This window comes from Vibrio atlanticus (assembly GCF_024347315.1).
Lineage (GTDB): Bacteria > Pseudomonadota > Gammaproteobacteria > Enterobacterales > Vibrionaceae > Vibrio > Vibrio atlanticus.
Genome location: NZ_AP025461.1, coordinates 896680 through 917778, shown reverse-complemented (window position 1 = coordinate 917778; position 21099 = coordinate 896680). Strand labels below are relative to the sequence as shown.

Sequence of the window (21099 nt, the reverse complement as noted above, 5' to 3'; positions counted from 1 at the left end):
CTTATTGATTGGCTGTGTGTTTAGTTGCGCTTGAGCTGAGTTGTGGTTGGTTTACTTGGTATTCAAAGCCACTGACTAACGCCGCCAGTTTGCTGTTAACGATGTTGAGATCGGTGATCAAACGTTGTTGCTCTAACTGAAGCGCCAGCTCATCGGTCGTTGCTGAAATGACATCGTTAAACTGGGCGGTGTTGTTTTGATAGCCCCTCTCAACCGCGCTGATTCGTGCTGCGGTTTGAGGAAGCAAGGACGTTTGATAGCGATCTAATCGCTGGATCAGATTTGATCTGTCCACCAGCAATGCGTTGACTTGCGCGTTCATTTGGGAAAGTAAGGTGTCTTTTTGAGATTTAGCCGCACCAACTTGATACTGAGCAGCCGATAAGTTTTTATCTTGTCGGCTCCCTGTAAACAGCGGGATGTCGACTGTCAGATAAGCACTCACAAGATCAGAAGCTGGTTCACCCGCCATGTTATTGGCTTGACGGTGTGCATACATCACTTCCACCCCAAACTGCGGGGTATAAGCTTGCTCGGCTAACTCAACCTGAGTTTGATTGGAGGCAATACTGACATCGGAGATCTTAACCAAAGGATGGTCAGTCAGTAGCTGGTAGTGCTTAGTTGAATCGATATTGGTCGCTAATTTGCTTTCCAACAACGACCAATCGATTTGGTTAGTTGCATTCAGTGTACCCTGAGAATCAAGAACCTGAGAGCCTAGCCAATCAGAACCCAACCATTCAGAAAGCTGAGAGATTAAGCGGCGCTGAACCTGCTGGTTTGCCTGAAGTTTCTCATCAAGCTTGCTCACTTGAAGCTGAGCATTAAGCAGATCTTGAGCTTCACTTTTACCAATTGAGTAATTGGTTTGTACATAGTTTTCAAGCTCAACCAACAAACGACGATTTTGACGAATCACCGACTCAGCCTTTTGCTGATAACCTAACTCAAGCCAAAGCTGCGTCATGCTATTCGCAACCGTCAATTCTCTTGCTTGCACCTGCAAAGCTAAAGCATCTGCCTGTTGGCCTGCCTTTTTCTGTTGAAGGTTAAGCGTATCGCCACGCTCAAACTGCTGCATCAGCCCTACCGATATATTGGTCATCGGGTCTTCGTCGAATTGAAAGCTATCGACAGGCAAACCGCCAAATCCAACTTTCAATTTCGGGTCCATTAAGGTCGAGCTGGCAATGCCCGTTTCTCGCATCGCTTGAGACTGAGCAAAGTACTGTTTGCGATTTCCATCTTCGCTTAAAGCAATCTCAATCAGTGTATTGAGTTGCTGCGTCGAGCTTGCTTGGTCATGTGCTGAAATGTGTTGAGCATTTGAAGCTGACGCCGTGGTAGCCGCGAGCGTAGCACTTGAAAACAAGGCCATAGGCAAGGCAGCAGCAACCACTAAGCTCGTGTTCATGACAAACACAGAGGTTGTTGGTTTCATATTCACAATGAATGTCCATATCTAGCGCTAATTAGCGCATAAAAAAGAATGGCTTATCAGATTTATCTAACTGATAGAGCTGTATTTTTAGATATAGATTTATGCGGAAGGTGGGCGTAGCAAAGATTGAGCGCGTGCGACTTTCTGGCCAATCGTGACCGATTGAAAACGAGCTAATGAAAAGGAAAGTTGATCAACGGCTTGAACAGTCTGAATTGGATAGGGGCTTGCAGAACACATTGAGGCACAGCAATCGGCACTCGAACAATGGTTACCCATCATCGGACTGCCGTCTTCGCTCATTGAAGGCATATCGAATTGAGCCATCAAAGCATGGGCACTCATGTTAGAGTCTTCAGCGTGTACTTCTTCACTCATCACATGACACCCTGCCATTGAATCATTAACCGAAGTATCGCTGTGGTAACAAGCCGACTTGCTCGACCCCATTTCCATCATCATTACTTTAGTCATCAAGGCTGAGGAGCTTGAGGCATAGCTAGACATCAACATCGCAATGATGCTGAAAACAATAATCCAAGTTTTTCGGAATGTGTTTGTCATAGCTTACCTTTGAATTTACAACGCAACTATAAACGTTCCCCTTAGGGTAAGGTCAATGCCATTGTGCCGATATTTACCTGACCGTTGAAAAAGTATTCATCCTCTCTTTCATCAAAATGAGATAATTCTTCGACTTTGCAGTTTTTTCTTTAAAAATTATCCAATTAGCTAGCGAAACCTCTATCTGTGTATTTTACTTAAGATAGTGCAACCACGATTCACGGATGATAAAAATGGCTAACAAAAAAAACGTCGAAACAAACAAGAAAAATACAGAAATCAAAAATAAGAAAAGTAACGAGCTAGAGCAAAAGAAACCAACACAAAAAAAGAAGCGCAGACTGCATTCACATCTAAAAGTGAATATCCCACTTTTTCAGTCACTCATGATGATTTTGCCATCATTGGCTAAACACGCTGCTGCAGAGAGTATAGACAATTCCAGCGACGCTGCAGATCAAGTAACCGCAAATAACGTGACCGAAAAAGATGTCACCGATGACCATAGCAAGGCGGACTCATCAGCGGTTGCTCATCAAGAGGCTCAAACGAGTGACAACGACGTAAACTCCACCTTAAGTGCAAGTCATGCCGCCCATGGTTCGAGCTCTCACTTGGTTCCTTCTCATCATTTATCGACGCTTTCTCACCCGCAAGTCCATTACATTCCTTCGGTATCGATGCCGACTATCTCCTCAGGAAGTAACGGTCAGCCGACTCATTCGAATGCGCCTACGACGCCCGCTTTACCCGTCACCTTTATGCCAGAAGTCATAAAAGGTACGTACGGAGAGCTTCATGTTGATGCAAATGGTCAATACACATTCGTATTGAATCCAAATTCTCCTCAATACATACTGTTGAATCAGCACCAACCAGGTACTGACCATTTTGCGTTACACCTATCTAATGGCTCGAGCATCATTGTTCAGATACCGGTAACAGGTAAGCAAGACACGCCAAGTATTTCTGGAGACTTAACAGGTGTCGTAACAGAAGATCACAATATTGATTCACAAGGCTTGTTACATGCGAACGGCAAAATCGATGTCATAGACCCTGACCAAAATGAAAGTTCGGTTACACCGGAAGTTATCTCAGGTAAATATGGTTCATTAACTATCGATGCTGATGGACATTGGCAGTATCAAGTTGATAACTCGCTCTCTAATGTTCAAGCTTTAACCGCAGCCACTTCACTGCATGAAAGTTTCACAATTCACACCAAAGATGGCACACCGCAAACCATCGATATGACGATTGGCGGGAACGACGACAATGCCGTAATTACGGGTGTGGATGCTGGCACGTTAACTGAAGATTTAACGACACAAGTTCAAGGGCAGCTTTCGGTAACAGATTCAGATCTTGGAGAAGATCATTTCCAGGCATCACAAGTAACTAGCAATTTCGGTACGCTAAGCATCACCAAAGACGGTGCGTGGACATACAATTTAGACAACAATAGCCCAGTAGTTCAAAGACTTGGCCAAGGTTCAACTGCGACAGACATCGTCACTGTTCACTCTGCCGATGGCACAGCACATCAAGTTACGGTTACGATTAATGGCACCAACGACCATGCGGTAATCACGAGTAGTACAGCAAATTCACCAAGTTCGTTTTTCGCTATCGGGACAAGTAATGGCTCAAGCCAAGTTACTGAAGATAAAGACCTAACGGTTTCGGGCCAACTCAACATCACCGATATCGACTCAAAAGAGGCGCATTTTTCTAATTCCGACCTCAAGGGGACACTGGGTACTTTACACCTTAAAGACAATGGCGATTGGACCTACGATCTAGATAATAAAAATCCACAAGTTCAGGCTCTTGGTCAAGGCTCTGCGACAACAGACATCATAACCATCCACTCCGCCGACGGCACTCCTCATCAAATTGCAATTACCGTTAACGGCACCAATGATAAAGCCGTGATAAGCGGAACCAGTGCCGGCGCGGTAACCGAAGAGTCCCAACTTAAGACCTCGGGCACACTTGCGGTAACGGATGTAGATACCAGTGAAGCGCACTTCGCTACTTCATCCACAGGAAGTACCGATATTGCAGGCTCGTTTGGTACGCTTCATCTGACCGATACTGGTTCTTGGACGTACGATCTTGATAACACTAACCCGACCGTTCAAGCATTAGGTAAAGGCTCGACAGCTACTGATACCATCACCGTTCATTCTGCTGATGGCACGCCGCATCAAGTGACTATCACAGTAAATGGCACTAACGACACCGCTACTGTCAGCAGTGCGACCGTTGCCATCTATGAAACCGACAAAGCGGTAACCACCTCAGGCACGCTAACCAGTACTGACGTGGATAACCCAGACAATGCGTTTACGCCGGATTCTATTTCAGGCACCAACGGTGACCTGACTATCGATGCTAATGGTCATTGGGCGTTCACCGCGAACGGTGCGTTTAACCAATTAAACGTCGGCGATAAGGTCGAAGAAACCTTCACGGTGTCGTCCATCGATGGCACCCCTTCGACGATCAAGGTCACGATTAATGGCACTAACGATGCAGCGACAGTCAGTACCGCAACAGTCAGTGTGGATGAGACTGACAAAGCGATAACGACATCAGGAACATTGACCAGTACCGATGTAGACAACCCAGACAATACGTTTACGCCGGATTCGATTTCAGGTACCAACGGTGACCTGACTATTGATGCCAATGGTCATTGGGCCTTTACAGCCAACAGCGCGTTTAATCAATTGAACGTCGGCGATAAGGTCGAAGAGACCTTCACTGTATCGTCTATTGATGGCACATCCTCGACCATCAAGGTCACGATTAACGGAACCAATGACAAAGCCGTGATAAGCGGAACAAGTACCGGCGTGGTAACCGAAGAATCTCAGCTTAAAACCTCTGGCTCACTGACTGTGACTGATGTTGATGCCGGTCAAGCACACTTCTCCAATACCGATATTGCTGGGACTTTAGGCACCTTACACCTCACTAATTCGGGGACATGGACTTACGACTTAGATAACACCAACCCAACCGTTCAAGCGTTAGGTAAAGGAACAACCGCTACCGATACCATTACTGTTCATTCTGCTGACGGCACACCACATCAAATTACTATCACGGTTAATGGCACTAACGACAAGGCCATCATTGGCGGGACAAACTCTGGTGCAGTGACTGAAGAATCTCAACTTCAGACGTCAGGTACACTGACTGTCACTGACGTAGATACTGGCGAAGCACACTTCTCCAACACTGATATTGCAGGCACATTAGGCACTTTACATTTAACTGATAACGGCACTTGGACTTACGATTTAGATAATACGAATCCACAAGTTCAAGCCTTAGGTAAAAGCGCGACAGCGACTGATACTATTACTGTCAACTCAGCAGATGGTACGCCGCATCAAATTACCATTACGGTGAGTGGGACTAATGATACGGCTGTAATTGGTGGGACTTCTGCAGGCGCAGTGACCGAAGAAACGCAGTTACAAACCTCAGGCTCGCTGACTATTACAGATACCGATACCGGTGAAGCACACTTCTCAAATACTGATATTAAAGGCTCGCTTGGGACATTGCATTTAACCGATGCTGGGCAGTGGACTTACGATTTAGATAACACAAACCCAACGGTACAAGCCCTAGGTAAAGGCGCTGCAACAACCGATACCATTACAGTTACTTCAGCAGATGGTACAACTCACCAAGTGACCATTGCCGTTAATGGAACTAATGACAAGGCTGTTATTACTGGTACAAATACGGGAGCAGTTACCGAAGATCAAGATTTAACAAATCAGTTGAATGTTCACCCAAACTACATGCTTACACAAGGCAAGCTATTCATTAGCGATGTAGATACGAATGAAGCTACATTTCCGATGCAATCTGGCATTGTTGGCGACCACGGGATCGGCTCATTTACACTTATACCAAGTGGCATTTGGCTATTTTCCGCAGATTCAAAACAAGCGGCTGTTCAGGCTTTAGGTGTTGGTGAAACTTTAACAGAGTCGACAACAATAACCTCGGTTGATGGCACACAGAAAACTATTTTGGTAACCATCAATGGTACCAATGATGCACCTGTTATCACCCCTGTTGCGACGCAAACGGTAACCGAGGATGGCAGTAAAACCATTACCTTCCATGCAACGGATATTGATACGACGGATACGTTGACCCCGAGTGTGTCAGCGACACACGGTAGTGCCTCGCTGAATGCGCAAGGTGAAATCGTGTTTACGCCTGATGCTAATTACAATGGTCCTGCTTCAGTTGTTCTTTCAGTGACTGATGGGCATACGACAACCAGTCAAACTATCAATGTTGATGTAACACCGGCAAACGATGCGCCCGTTATTAATCCGATTGTGCCAGTGAACGCCACTGAAGATGGTGCAGTAGTCACAGGTCAACTCACCTCAACGGATATTGATGCGGGTGATACTGCAACCTTCACAACCACATCAACACAGGGTGGATTTACACTCAATGCAGATGGTAGCTACAACCTAGACCCAACAGATGCAAGCTTCCAACACCTTAAAGCAGGTGAGATAAGCACGTTCACTATCCCTGTTACCGTGACCGATTCTGTAGGTGCAACAGATACTAAAGATTTAGTGATTACGGTGACGGGCACGAATGATACGCCGGTCATTAGTGGTGTCGATACGGGGGCATTAAAAGAAGATGTGAGCGCTAATCCTCAGAGTAATGAACTGACTGCGACAGGTAAGTTAGATATTGTCGATATAGATACAGGTGAAGGTAGTTTTGTATCCCATGGATTTAACAAAACGGCCCTACAAGGTCATTATGGTAAATTGGAGATCAGTCAAGATGGGAGCTGGAGTTACTCTGCCGATAATTCTCAAACAGCGATTCAATCCTTAGGCGAAGGTGAGCAGTTAACAGACACAATTAAAGTGACTTCGAAAGACGGTACAACGCATGATGTCGTGGTAACCATCAATGGTACTAATGATACAGCTGTAATTGGTGGAAGTTCTACTGGCGCAGTGACAGAAGAAACACAACTGCAAACCTCAGGCATATTGACCGTTACGGATATCGATACTGGTGAAGCACACTTTGCGAATGCTGATATCCAAGGCACCTTAGGGACATTACATCTAACAGATAATGGCGCTTGGACCTACGACTTAGATAACACTAACCCAGCAGTTCAAGCGTTAGGTAATGGCGCAACCGCTACTGATACCATTACCGTTCATTCAGCCGATGGCACACCTCATCAAGTCACCATTACGGTGAACGGCACTAATGATAATGCTGTGGTCGGTGGAGTAGATACTGCAAGCGTCACTGAGAAAGCGGCTGGAGATAATATGTCACCAGATCATGCTCAATCCGGTATGGCGACACTTCGAGTTAGTACACTAAACGCTAATGGACATTTATCTGTGATTGATCCTGACTCTGGTCAGTCTGGCTTTGCTGATAATAATGTGGGGTATAACTATCACGGTACATATGGTGACTTAATTTTAAATCCAAATGGCGATTGGAATTACTATGCCGATGCTGGAAGTCTCACTCACATTGGTGGAAGGCCCACAACCAGAGGCTCCGCTATCGATAAATTAGGTGAGGGTGAAACACTCACAGACACTATCACCGTTCACACAAAAGATGGAACACCACATAATATAGTCATCACTATCAATGGTAGTAACGACCGGCCTTATTGCTCTTCAGAAGTTCAACTCAACGCAGGTACTGAAGATACAAGACAAACCATTACAGCTGCACAACTGTTACAAAATTCAATAGATGTCGATAAAAATGACTCTGGACTGCTTACAGTAGCAAACCTTCATCCAGATCACGGCTCGATTTTAGATAACCAAAATGGTACATACACTTTCACACCAGAAAAAGACTATAACGGTAAAGTTCATTTCACCTATGATGTCAAAGATGCACATGGCGGTGTCACTCATACTGGAGCTACCAGCAGTTTAAGTGCAGTTGCTGATAAAGCGGTTATAAGCGGTAGTGATACCGGAACGATTATTGAAGATCATAATGTGGGTCACAGTTCATTACAGCCTGTCGTTGCATCGGGTTTGCTGAGTGTGACAGATCCTGATGCAGGGCAAGACCATTTTCAGGTCAATCTGTTATTAGGAGAACAGGCGATTCACGATCCCTTTGGTGGTTTTTTACGCATTACACCAAGTGGCGCTTGGGGATATGAAGTAGCCAATAGTCGCTTGCAATCATTAGCTGAAGGTGAAGTAGAAAAAGTTGTATATCGTGTTTACTCTGCAGACCACACTGCCCACGATATAACAATAACGGTGACAGGCACCAACGATCAACCGAGCATTACTGCGACGACACTTGCACATGGCACTGAAGATACGCATTACCAAATGCAAGCCAATCAGTTTGGATTCAGTGATATCGACACAGGCGATACGTTACATTCCATCGCAATCACAGATCTACCATCAGCAACACAAGGTAAATTTGTGCTTGATGGACACGATGTTACAGCGGGGCAACACATCCCTACAGCTGACATCAGTAAACTTCAGTTCGTTCCTGCGCAAGATTTTAATGGCGATGTTCAGTTTAAATATACTGTTAACGATGGGCATGATGACTCACAAGAGGCTACTAACACTCTTCATATTGATGCAGTTGGTGACACAGCAGTAATCACTGGAACGACAACGGGCGATGTCGATGAAGGGCATGGTACCTATCATGATCGGTCACCAAACTACGCACAGCTTGGGATGGCTAAATTAACCAATGACCCTTTATATACTGATGGCAAGTTAGAGATTATTGACCCAGACACTGGCGAAGCACAATTTGATACAAAAGGCATAGGCTACTCCTACCATGGCACTTATGGTCAATTAATACTAAATGCCGATGGTAATTGGCATTATAAGGTTACCGTTGGTAGTAACCAACAAAACGTAGCCACAAAGATCGATCAATTAGGCGATGGGCAAGAATTAACAGATACGATTACCATTTATTCTAAAGATGGTACTGCGCAAGACATAGTCATTACCATTCATGGTGATAATGATAGACCTTATATCAGTTCTGAAGTAACACTTTCCACAGGCACAGAAGATACAGCTCTTACTTTCACCAAAGCTGATTTATTAGCCAATACTGTCGACGTGGATGCCAATGACGCAGGTAAGCTTTCCATTGAGAATCTGTTAGTCGATCACGGCTCTGTAGTCGATAACAAAGACGGCACCTACACTTTTACTCCAACCAAAGACTATAACGGCCAAGTTCATTTTAGCTATGACGTCACAGATGCGCATGGCGGAACGACTCATACAGGAGCAATCACAACCCTTGCAGCAGTTAATGATGCCGCCACATTTGCCGGTGACTCCAGCAGCATAAAAGAAGATACAAACATTCACCACAACGCGCATATCACGGGGTCAGCAACTATTCCAGATGCCCTTTCTTGCCATGGGCACCTGATTGTATCTGACGCTGATGGTCATGGCGAAGCTGCATTAGATCTTAAGGGGCAACCGAAAATATCTCTGGATGGAACCTATGGTCATTTCGACATCACTAGTACTGGGACATGGGTTTATAAAGCAGACAACAAGAGTACGCAGATTCAAGACTTAGACAATGGACAAACACTCACAGATAGCATTGAAGTCACATCAAAAGACGGTACCAAGCATTCAATAACCGTCACGATTAATGGGACCACCGATGATCCTGTTCTACACAGCCTCAGTGATTCTGGTGTTCAACATAGTGGTCCAGTTGAAGGGAATCTACTTACTGGCTCTGGGACGGATCAAGGATTGAGTGGTGCAGCAACAGACACCGATTCCAACGCACATCTGGTGTTGCAAGATATTCAAATAAAAGACCCGGTGTCAGGTTATGTCGCGGTAAGGCCGGGGCAACCACATACTATGGCCGGTATCGGTACACTCGCGATCGAAGCGAATGGTCATTATACCTTCACCCCGGAAGCTGGCTTTACAGGTAAAGTGCCAAGTATGGTTTATCGCGTCGGCGATGATGGCGGTAACCCAATAGGAGACTCTTCTCAAAACTCTCTCTCTATTGAAGTCACCCCTCCTCTACAACATGCGCCAACGGTGACAGGGCAAACCGTTTCTACAAATGAAGACATCACCAGAACCATTACGACCAGTGAATTTGGTTACAGTGATCAAGATGGCGATGCGTTACAGTTCGTGACTATTAGCAGCTTACCGAGTCATGGATTATTACTTTTAAACGGTAACGCCGTAACCGCCAACCAGCAAATCAGCAAGGCTGACTTAGACGCAGGCCATTTAACTTTCACGCCGAGCAATAATGAAAACGGCGCCAACTATGCGCAATTTACATTTACTGCGAATGATGGCCATAAAAATTCGGCAAGCGCAACGATGGTAGTGGATGTCAATGCAGTCAATGATGCACCTATCGTTGGATCGAGTTTTATTAGTTCTTTAGAAGATAAGCCTCATGCGTTCACCACCGCAGACTTTAAATATTCTGATATTGATGGAGATGCGTTAAACCACATCACGATTACCAATGTCGCCCATGGCGTGTTATCGCTGAATGGCGCCACAGTGAATGTTGGTGATGACGTCAGCGCCTCCGACGTTTCATCACTCATCTTCACCCCAACTCACAACTATTTTAGTTCTGGTGTCAGCGGGCTGGGTGCGGTGCAATTTACCGCAAACGATGGCCAAGCTGATTCAAAAGAAGGGTCAATATTCATTAACATTGCTAATGCCGCCGACCCAGCAACATTCGGAGGCGATTCCACAGGGGTAGCTCAAGAAGACATGACACTTCAAGCGTCAGGTACGTTGACATCTAGCGATCCAGATGGAACTACAGGCTTTATTGCCGTTCAAGGTGGTGCTGGGATAGTAGGAAGTAAAGGTTATGGGCATGCACACATTGATAGTAATGGTCACTGGACTTACGACCTTTACAACAAACACCCAATCGTTCAACAGCTTGGCGAAGGTCAGACAGACACTGAAACCATCACGGTTCAATCTGCAGATGGCACGCACCATGATATCGTGGTTACCATTACCGGAACCAATGACGCACCGATTCTCGGCGTTAACCAAACATCATCAACAGCAGGTACATTAACAGAGACAGATGTAGACGTTAATGACACTCATATGTTCTCTGTCGTCAGCTCAACAGGGCAATTCGGTTCATTGTCGGTAGATCCAAATACTGGTGACTACGTCTACACACCAAATACGTCTATCACAGGAATGAGTTATAACTCTGCCACCAACTCCTATCATGGTGTCGATGTATTCGAAGTAAAAGTCAGTGACGGCCATACGGAAGATTCGAAATTCATCACCTTTGATGCCTCGGGACATGTCACCATGTCACCAACGGGTAGCTTAGTCACCTCGACGACTGTTCCGCACCAACCTGTGGTAACTGCGACGCAACCAACCTTGCCTTCAGGCACTAACGTCGCGCCAACGAACACCGTTACTCTGGATCTCGCGTCAACAAGCGATTCAGGTTCATCGCAAACTGACAACCTGACCAACGACACTACCCCAACGATTAACGGACACACCGATATTCCATATTCTCAAGTGACGATATACGATGGTTCAAAACCTATTGGACATGCGGTATCTAATGCTTCAGGTCAATATAGCGTAGTGGTCGATAGCTTAACCGATGGCGATCATAATCTATCCGCCAAAGCATTGGCTCCTTCGTCAGTGCTACCGGCTACCTCTTCGCTTCTTTCCGTCCATATAGATACACAAGTACACGTCGGTATTCAAACAGACCCAATTACCGCCGACAATGTGATAAATGCTCAAGAATCCAACAGCTCCATTGACATCACCGGATCCGTTTCTGGCGATTATAATGCAGGCGACATTGTGACTTTAGATGTAAATGGGACACAGCATACTGGCGTGGTCGATGCAAAAGGACACTATTCAATTGCCGTACCTGGCAGTGAACTCATTGCCGATGCTGACCAAAAAATAGAGGCATCAGTAGCGGTAACAGATACCGCAGGTAATAGCGCTCATGCCACTGCAGATGTTACTTACCAAGTCGATACACAGGTTAGCGTTCCTACGATTACCTTTGAAAACGCAGGGGCAGACAACTTATACAGCAAAGCTGAAATCGCCCGAGGACAAGCAAACACGATCACTGCAACCGTTACGCCTCCTGGTGATGCCAAAATCGGTGAGCATCTTGTCGTTAACGGTCAGGATCATGTATTAGATGCTCATACTCTACAGCACGGAATACAAATTGAAGTTCATCCGGGTTCTAATGTACAAGCAACAATGACTGACGAACACGGTAATACCGCAGGTAGCCAAGGTTTTGCTGCAAGCGCTATTCCTGAACCAATTATTGTCAGACCGCCATCGGGAAGCCACCAAGTGTCTGGCACACTTGGGGTGCCACCACTATTACCATCGTTAACTCCGGTACCAACAGCACAAAGCGGTTGGCGAATCCATTTACCTAATGGACAATATGTCACCAGCCACCATGGGCAATATGGAACATTAACCATTGACCCTCAAACCGGCCACTTACATTACCAAGAGCAAGCTCAGGTTCATACGGGCCCACATGGCAGCGCTTCAGGTATCGGTCAACACGAAGATAAATTTGAAGTAGCATTACAAGGGTCAAATCAAGATGAAGTGGTCGCCCATGTGAACATCCAGATACTCAGTCATGGGCCAGGAAATAGTGGAAAGCTGACAGTTGGAACTGAAGTGGTTGATATGACGATCACACCTTTAGTCCATACATCGCACCCTGCTCCACCGCCACCGCCTCCTGTTCAACATGACGAGCCAGACATGGCTTCGCAAGCCGACTTTACGGTCACACTAAGCGATGATAGCAATCTAGATTTAACCCAGCAGACCCATCAAGAACCCGATCAGAAAAGCAGTCACCATGGTGCAGCCGCTTATCTGGATGCATTGGGCATTAAACCCGATGCGACATCGACAACGGTTCACGATCAACCTGCGGATATGGATATCGTACTTGCACAAGTCGACCAACCAGATGCAGCAACACATGACCAAGCGCACTTGGATATGTCAGACGCGCTGGAACACCATGATGCAAACATCAACCATAACCAAGATGATGAGCACCACCACCACAACGATATCGATGGGTTACCGGACATTGATCCAAATAGTTAACGCATAAAATGCCAATCACTAAAACCAAAAAAGGAACACTATTTAGTGTTCCTTTTTATTTCTATTCTCTTTTAAATTTCAGTTATAACCTATAATCTCAAAGCTAACTTAATGTAACGAAAAATCATGGAGTTATGCTTACTTCCAGTACCCGAATGGCGATATAGTGGCGGCAAATTTTAATCACAAGAAACAGGGGTTGTGTCGCAAACAAGGGGGTAGGTTATGATCACCCCTCAACATTCTTCAGCTTTAACATTATGACTATTAAGTTTACTGGCCGTCACTTTCCTTCTGAGATCAGACTACAGTCCGTTCGTTACTATGTTTCCTACAAGCTGAGCTACCGTGAAATTAAAGAGGTGTTAGCTGAGCACGGCATCAGTGTTGACCACTCAACATTGAACCGTTGGATCATTAAATACGCTCCCCTGCTTGAGCACCAGGCACGTAAATAAAGAAGCCAGTCGCGTCTGCGTGGCGAATGGACGAGACATACATTAACGTCAAATGTCAGTGGAAATATTACTATCGAGTCGTTGAGAAGCACGGTCATTTCATTGATTTTTTACTCTGCAAACGCCGTGATGAGAAAACGGCTCGCGCCTTCTTTGCCAAGGCAATCTGCTATAAGGGTTTACTAGGAAAAGTGGTTAGCGATAAGAGTGGTGCCAACGCGTTAGCGTTACATAATGTCAATGTTTAACTCTGGCTGATGGGAAATCAGATGAGGGAGCCAGTTCCACCCTGGCAGGCGTGGAACTGTGGTCGATAATTAAAAGTGAACAGCTCGATAATCCTGAAGGCTTATCTGCTTGGGAGCAATTTTACGCCCTAGCAGCCTAATTGCATCTGAAGATCTGTACACTTGTACTTCGTCATAACTTTGCGACACAACCGTATTAATGGTACAGATCACATTACATCAAAGCCACTGATTAGACCAGGCAACAAACTTTTCATGATATTCTGTCCCGCTTTATTATTATCGTCTATTTGATATCAATTGATTAGCACCATTATTCATCTTGCCTAATCGTTATCATGACTTTTAGTTTCAAAAATAAGAGTAGTATATGAAGCCTAGAGCACCTTTATTCTTGCTTGCAATCACCATTATTTATATTGTTTATTCATTTCTTCGAGGTTATACCGACTTACATATATCGAGCGTATTTACTCCACTAATTTTGTTCCCGTTTGCAATATTACACGGTAGTGTCTATTGCGGTATAAAGAAAATGTCATGTTTCTTTCTATTAGTCTTCGTTGTCAGTGTTTTCTACGAAAGCGTTAGTATTTCAAGTGGATTTCCTTTCGGTCACTATTATTATTCTGACCGACTAGGAATTAAAATATTTGACGTCCCATTAGCAATCATGCCGACCTACTTCAGTTTGGGTTATGTCTCTTGGTTTATATCAACCATCCTTCTTAATCAGTTTGATAAACCGATACAAACGAAAAGTAAAGCAATCATCATCTCTCTTACTGCCTCATTTGTAATGGTTTCATGGGATGTCGTTATGGATCCTGTGAATTCGCTCATCAAATCGCTGTGGGTCTGGACCGATCGTGGTGTGTATTTTGGCGTTCCGTTAAGTAATTTCTTTGGGTGGTTTTTATGCGTATTTACCTTTTATTTGCCTTTCTCATTATGGTGCTACAACGATAAAGTACATTTGAAGCAAATCCCGCCCCATGGTTACTTATACCTGCCCTCAATCATTTACGTTACCATAATGTCAAAATACATCCTTTGCTTCTTGTTCAAAGACAACCTTGATGTCGCCACTTTGCATGGCGAAATTTTTAGCTCAAAAGACATTTATGGAAGTGTGATGCTTATTGGTATCTTTACTATGCTGCCAATCGGTATCCAATCTATCTATAAGATCTACCGACACCGCAGTCACTCGCTCTGAGCGACAAGAGTTCTTTAGTTCACACAATACGGTACTCACATTGTTTACACGCGCTAGCGTTGTATCACAACCAAAGTTTCGTATTACGATAACAAGCATGCTAAGCCGCTCTCAGCACCTCCTATTCATAGCATTCAGATCAAGTTAAGGTAATACAAATGCAGAAAATTGAACAGCTTCCAATGCCTCCTAAATCGGGGATTTTGGGGCATGTGAGTTATTTGAAGAAACCCAATGTTCATCAACAGATGCTGTCTTGGGTGAATGAATATGGTGCTTATTTTCGTTTGAAACTGGGAATGAAGGATGTAATGGTTCTCTCTGAACCCTCTCAGATTAAGGCGATTTTAAAATCGAGGCCAGATGACTTTCGCCGTTTGAAAAGCATTGAAAGTGTGTTTGAAGAAGCAGGGCTTAACGGTATTTTTTCTGCAGAAGGTGATCGTTGGAAACATCAGAGAAAGTTGACTGAGCCTATGTTCCAGCCTAGCCACCTTAAACATTTTTACCCTAAGTTAAGTGTGATTACCGAACGTTTAAGAAAGCACTTTGAAAAGTTATCAGAATCAGGAACTGTCGTTGATTTAGTTAGCGAATTCAAAAAATACACAGTAGATGTCACATCATTGTTGGCTTTTGGTGAAGACTTTAATTCGATTGAGCAATCAGACACTCCTCTTGGAGAAAGTTTACGACATGTCTTTCCTGTGATTAGCCAGCGCTCTAAGTCTCCTATTCCTTTATGGCGATTTTTCAAAACCAAGAAAGATACTCAGTTCGATGCAAGTTTAGAAGAGATCGGTCATTTTGTGTCGACTTGTATTGATAAGCAGCGCACGCGTTTGGCTGAGTGTCCTGAACTTAGAGAGTCGCCAGAAAATATGCTTCAAATAATGCTGCTGGAACAAGAATTGGATACATCACTGACTGATCGAGATATTCTAGCGAACGCCATTACTCTGTTATTAGCAGGGGAAGATACCACAGCAAACACTCTTGCTTGGATGGCGTTTCTTGTGAGTGGAAACCAAGGTAGCGAGCAAGCTTTACAAAGTGAACTGGCTGATCTGGGAGAAGCTTCTGTATTAGAGTGGCCGATCCCTCGGGTTCCCTACATGACAGCAATTATGTATGAAGCGATGCGCCTTAAACCTGTGGCTCCTCAGCTTTACCTAGAGCCGACAAAAGATACTTATCTTGGTGATTTTGAAATAAAAAAAGGCACGCCTGTTTTCGTAATACTGCATGCTAACGGTTTTGATCCCGATTTGTTTGAAGATCCAATGTCGTTCGATCCTAATCGTTGGATAAATAAAAAAGGGGCGTCATTTTCGAACCTTCAACCATTTGGCGGGGGGGCAAGGCTTTGTCCGGGTCGTTCACTCGCTATTATGGAAATAAAATTGGCGTTTCATTCTTTATTTAATGAATTTACGTTAGAGCCTCAGCAAGCTCCTGAAGATGTGTTCGAACAGTTCGCGTTCACCATGTCGCCTGTTGGATTTAAAGTCAAAATTAAAAAAGTTGCTGATGCTGACAAGAGGAATATCAAACTTTAACTGGGCAAGAAGGACAGCATATGGATGACCTAAAGCTGGAATTAAAGTGTACCTTTATCCAAAGTAAGTGGCTTGGTGAAGAAGATAGACGGAATTTGAGACATCGTGCTTTTAAATATCTTCAATTAGAAGAAGACTTTTGTTCTTTAATCGATAATTATCCCGCAAACGATCTTATTATGGAACTCAAATCTCTTCTTCTCAAGTGAGGTTGGCATTGCCTTCTCCTAGGGGGGTTGTCGCGAACAAGGGTGGTAGGTTCTGATCATACTGCAGTCCGTTCGTTACTATATTTCCTACAAACTGAGCTACCGTGAAATTGAAGAGCTGTTAGCTAAGCGCGGCCTCAGTGTTGACCACTCAACATTGAACCGTTGGGTCATTAAATACGCTCCCCTGCTTGAGCACCAGGCACGTAAATAAAGAAGCCAGTCGCTTCTTCGTGGTGAATGGACGAGACGTACATTAACGTCAAAGGTCAGTGGAAATATTACTCTCGAGTCGTTAGAAGCACGGTCATTTCATTGATTTTTCACTCTGCAAACGCCGTGATGAGAAAGCGGCTCGCGCCTTCTTTACCAAGGCAATCTGCTATAATGGTTTACCAGGAAAAGTGGTTAGCGATAAGAGTGGTGCCAACGCGTTAGCGTTGCATAATGTCAATGTTCAACTCTGGCTGATGGGAAAAATACTCAACTTGATTGAAGTGTGTCAAATTAAATATCTGAACAATATAGTTGAGCAAAGTCATCGAAAAGTGAAAAGTAAAATAAATCAGTGCCTGGGGTGGAGCTGTGGTCGATAAGGCTTTGTTGCGTAATTCAATGGAGATAGAGGCACCCCGTTTCGCATGCTTTTTAGTCAATACGACGGCGTTGTTGATCAAATCGGTTTAAAGACCAACGACGCCATATTTGACTCACCGTTAGCTTCGAACAGGCATACCTAGTCCTATGACTTTGTTTATAGCTTTGACATTCGCCATGATTTCTCCCACTTGAGCGTTATAACATCTCAAGCTCAATTTACCGCTGGTTAGTCCTTTATATCGAGACATTGCGGTCTCAGATATTGAGCGATAGTGATAACCCGACTCAGATTTCCACTCCGCTATTGTTCCGTTTTTCAAAGCCTTTACTGCTTCATTTCTGGGATGCCCTTCTTCCCAAAGCGCCGCATTCTTTCGAGGCGGTATCAACGGCGTACTGCCCTTATTTTGCAGGGTCTCATAGCAACTTTTTGTGTCATACGCTCCATCAGCAGATACGGTATCTACCTTTCTACGTAAAGGGTTGAGTAATGTTGGCAGCACTTCGCTATCGCCAACACTTACAAGACTGACTTCTGCACTAATGGCCTCATGAGTTTCTACATCAACGGCTAAGTGCAGTTTGCGCCAAGTTCTGCGTTTTTCGGCGCCGTGCTTTTTCACCTTCCACTCACCTTCGCCAAAGACTTTGAGACCAGTCGAGTCAATAGCGATATGGCGAATAGCTCCTCTGGATTTGTTATGATATTTGACCTGAACTGTCTTCGAGCGTTTGCTGATACACGTGTAGTCAGGGGGCGTCAGTGGAACCTCCAGTAGCTCAAAGATAGAGTCGATAAAACCTTGAAGAGCCCGCAATGGTAGAGAGAATATCCCCTTAATCATCAATGCAGTTTCAATCGCTGTATCAGAGTACTGGAAGCCTCTACCACGCTTACCATGATGGGCTTTGCATCGCCATGCATCTACGGCTGAATCATCTATCCAGAACGTAACCGAGCCCCGTTTGCACAGAGCCTTATTGTACTCCGCCCAGTTAGTTATCTTCTTTTTTGCCTTACCCATGTCACCACCGCTCTAACCATCATAAAGGATCAGATCGCAAGACTCGAAAAAGGTTCAACTGATTTAGGCAACAACGCCTTCCAAGAGTGGAAAATTAAAAACTTTAGTTCTTAAGAGTACACCGTTAAGTATCAACTAACTGATTCATACCTTTATATCACCTAGTCCGTAGTTAACGTAATGACAAAGTCGCTTAACGTAACGTCCAGTATTGATGGTGCAGATCATGTTCGAATATCAAAGGCTCACACACAATGCAGGACTAGGGAAAATATGAGGGGATCCGTCAGCGTCGCCGGTTCTCTCGCAACTTTGCGGGATTTATTATTTTTAGATATGATAAGATCTTTATACATAATAAAGAGTAATCACAATGAAAAACAAAGGCTTCATTTTAGGTGTTTTCGCTTCAGTAGTACTTGTAGGTTGTGGCGGTGGTTCGTCAGCGGCACCGAGTGCAACAGTAAAAACGTTTAGTGGTAATGGCCTATACGTTAACCCGACTGACTTGACCGTCATGCTTGTTGACTCAAAGCGATCTAAGAACAACCTAATTGTGGGTGACTTCGCGAACAACAGCGTTTACTTTGTTGATAGTGCGACCACGACAGAAACATCGATGACAACTAGAGGTCTATCTTTTACTAGCAACAATGTTTTTGTGAAAGAAAGAATTCAGTTAATGCATGCTAAATTTACAAACAATATTGCAACTCTAACAGCCGTTGTTAGCGGGTCAAACCTTGTTTACTCAATGAATAAAACAACTGACTCATTAGCTCTTGCCCAAATCACCGGTACTCATACCAATACAACAGATGGTAGTACGTGGACGATTAACGCAGATGGTTCATATGTCGTTAATGGCGTTTGTACAATTACAGGTAAATTGGTTCGTAATGGATCTTACTTTAATGCAGATAACGCAAGTGCCGTTTCTTGCTCGCAATCAGCGCTAAATGGCAGTTACAACGGGGTTTTCTTAACGGTTAAGCACAACGGTAAAGATTACATTGCAGGGGTGTTAGGTAATGACACGGGTATTTTGTATGGAAATGCTCCAACGAACTAAATTGGTCATTAACTAGGGCGTGTTGATCTTTGCTGTACATTTCGCGTTCAACAATACATCGGTAGCCACATTAACATGAATGCCAGCGATAACATGCTGGCATAATTCCTTTCTAGCTTGTCATATCTACTTGAAATAGCTCGATAATGTTTAATTCTCCCAAAGGCATTTTCGACCAAGTGACGATACTTGTATAGACACCAATCCATACTGTCTTTGTCTATATCTTGTCCGTAATTGCGTTTAGCAATTACCGTTTCTCCGCCACGTTCCTTAACAAAAGTACGGAAAGGTTCGCTGTCACATCCTTTATCACAAACGATGGTATTAACTTCATCGAGTTGCTCAACTAAGCTTTCGGCATGCACTATATCGTGGCGTTGTCCCTCTGATAAATCAAAGCAAATCGGCAGTCCACTCTCCGAACTCAGAGGGTAGATCTCGCCAAGGAATACCTGTTCTCATTCGATAAAGTATTCCTTCAAATGTCATTCGATGTTCAGTTTTATCGTAAATACGACCTGTACTTTTCATAACTTGGAGTATCAGTTCCCAGCGAACCCTATCAGTTAGCATTGTTCTTGGCATGGTATTGGTTATGGTTTTACTTTTGGCGAAGCAAATTATAACTCTTTACCATGCTGTTCAAAAAACATTCACGAAAGATCAACACGCCCTAGTTTCACTATTAGAAACAATGTTGTAGTTTACAAATTTAGCTCCAGACGCCAAAGCATTTGCCTCTAATGCAGCTAAAGGAAAACCATTGTTACTAACACCAAGTACTATTAGGAGATCGTTTACTTCCCACTCAATATTGAAAAGGTCTACACAAGGGACATCTTTGCATTGAACGATACTGTCTGGTTCATTTATACAACCATGAAGATGTACCGCACTCCCTCCAGCTTTCTCAATTAAGTCATCAATATTTAAAGTGTAATGTAGAAACTCAACTCCTAGTGATTGACAATATGTTTCGAGATACATACATTCGTAATGTGCTCGATTCGGCAAAAATTATTCATATTGATGCCGAATTTTCTTTACAAGAGCCAATACTTCACAAGGTGAAGCTCCTTGGAATGCTTGGTATTCAGGTGTATTTTTAATATCTTCATATGCAGGCAGTTCTGAAGGAACAGAAAGCCCAGCACCTGATAAAATAATCACTTTCATAGTTTGGGTACGTTATTGTCTATCATAATTACCAACTTTCTGGAGTTTCGCGGTATTTTATCAATATAATACAGTCATTGGTAGTAAAGCATTGATACTTGGTTATGCAACAAGAAGATAAGACAACCATAAATCCCCCAATACTTCTAGTTTCAAGTTGCTTTGCGTAACCTAAAACGTAAAAATTAACTCAAACGCCTTAAATTGTTTCTAGCCAGAACTTGCCGATGGTTTTAACTATCTGTGAATCTACTTCGAATT

8 protein-coding genes and 4 pseudogenes are annotated in these 21099 nt (G+C 43.9%); 7 read left to right on the top strand and 5 right to left on the bottom strand.

What is annotated here, in order from left to right; genetic code table 11:
* Window position 1: 1 nt before the first annotated feature.
* Window positions 2-1444 (bottom strand): TolC family protein, encoded by a 1443-nt coding sequence (locus tag OCV30_RS19730; RefSeq protein WP_065679956.1) that lies wholly within the window; start codon window positions 1442-1444, stop codon window positions 2-4.
* A 99-nt stretch (window positions 1445-1543) separates the two neighbouring features.
* On the bottom strand, window positions 1544-2008 hold the full coding sequence (locus tag OCV30_RS19725; protein WP_065679955.1) for a hypothetical protein: 465 nt from the start codon (window positions 2006-2008) through the stop codon (window positions 1544-1546).
* Window positions 2009-2241: 233 nt separating this feature from the next.
* On the opposite strand from OCV30_RS19725, the gene OCV30_RS19720 reads away from it, so the two are divergent.
* From OCV30_RS19720 to OCV30_RS19695, 6 genes and pseudogenes are all read left to right on the top strand, one after another.
* Window positions 2242-13269 carry a VCBS domain-containing protein gene (locus tag OCV30_RS19720; RefSeq protein ID WP_065679954.1) on the top strand — a complete coding sequence of 3676 codons (11028 nt, stop codon included), beginning with the start codon at window positions 2242-2244 and terminating at the stop codon, window positions 13267-13269.
* A gap of 260 nt (window positions 13270-13529) precedes the next feature.
* A pseudogene (locus tag OCV30_RS19715) lies at window positions 13530-14115 on the top strand (IS6 family transposase).
* Between the two features lie 230 nt (window positions 14116-14345).
* Window positions 14346-14954, top strand: a pseudogene (locus tag OCV30_RS19710) (carotenoid biosynthesis protein); the annotation flags it as partial.
* Window positions 14955-15011: 57 nt separating this feature from the next.
* Complete coding sequence (locus OCV30_RS19705) at window positions 15012-15194, top strand: hypothetical protein (protein ID WP_235447484.1); 183 nt, start codon at window positions 15012-15014, stop codon at window positions 15192-15194.
* A gap of 158 nt (window positions 15195-15352) precedes the next feature.
* The gene (locus OCV30_RS19700; protein WP_017104229.1) at window positions 15353-16753 is read left to right on the top strand and encodes a cytochrome P450; all 1401 of its coding nucleotides are present in this window, start codon (window positions 15353-15355) and stop codon (window positions 16751-16753) included.
* 261 nt (window positions 16754-17014) lie between these two features.
* Window positions 17015-17558 (top strand): annotated as a pseudogene (locus tag OCV30_RS19695) (IS6 family transposase).
* A 120-nt stretch (window positions 17559-17678) separates the two neighbouring features.
* On the opposite strand, the gene OCV30_RS19690 reads toward OCV30_RS19695, so the two are convergent.
* On the bottom strand, window positions 17679-18587 hold the full coding sequence (locus tag OCV30_RS19690) for an IS5 family transposase (protein WP_065679953.1): 909 nt from the start codon (window positions 18585-18587) through the stop codon (window positions 17679-17681).
* Window positions 18588-18960: 373 nt separating this feature from the next.
* Here OCV30_RS19690 and OCV30_RS19685 point away from each other — a divergent pair, with 373 nt between their 5' ends.
* Entirely contained in the window at window positions 18961-19659 is a 699-nt protein-coding gene (locus OCV30_RS19685) for a hypothetical protein (protein ID WP_017100276.1), read from the top strand.
* Between the two features lie 47 nt (window positions 19660-19706).
* Here OCV30_RS19685 and OCV30_RS19680 read toward each other — a convergent pair.
* Together OCV30_RS19680 and OCV30_RS19675 are read right to left on the bottom strand one after the other, a co-directional pair.
* Window positions 19707-20247: pseudogene (locus OCV30_RS19680) on the bottom strand (transposase).
* 432 nt (window positions 20248-20679) lie between these two features.
* The gene (locus tag OCV30_RS19675; RefSeq protein ID WP_017101689.1) at window positions 20680-20838 is read right to left on the bottom strand and encodes an SIR2 family NAD-dependent protein deacylase; all 159 of its coding nucleotides are present in this window, start codon (window positions 20836-20838) and stop codon (window positions 20680-20682) included.
* Window positions 20839-21099: the final 261 nt, after the last annotated feature.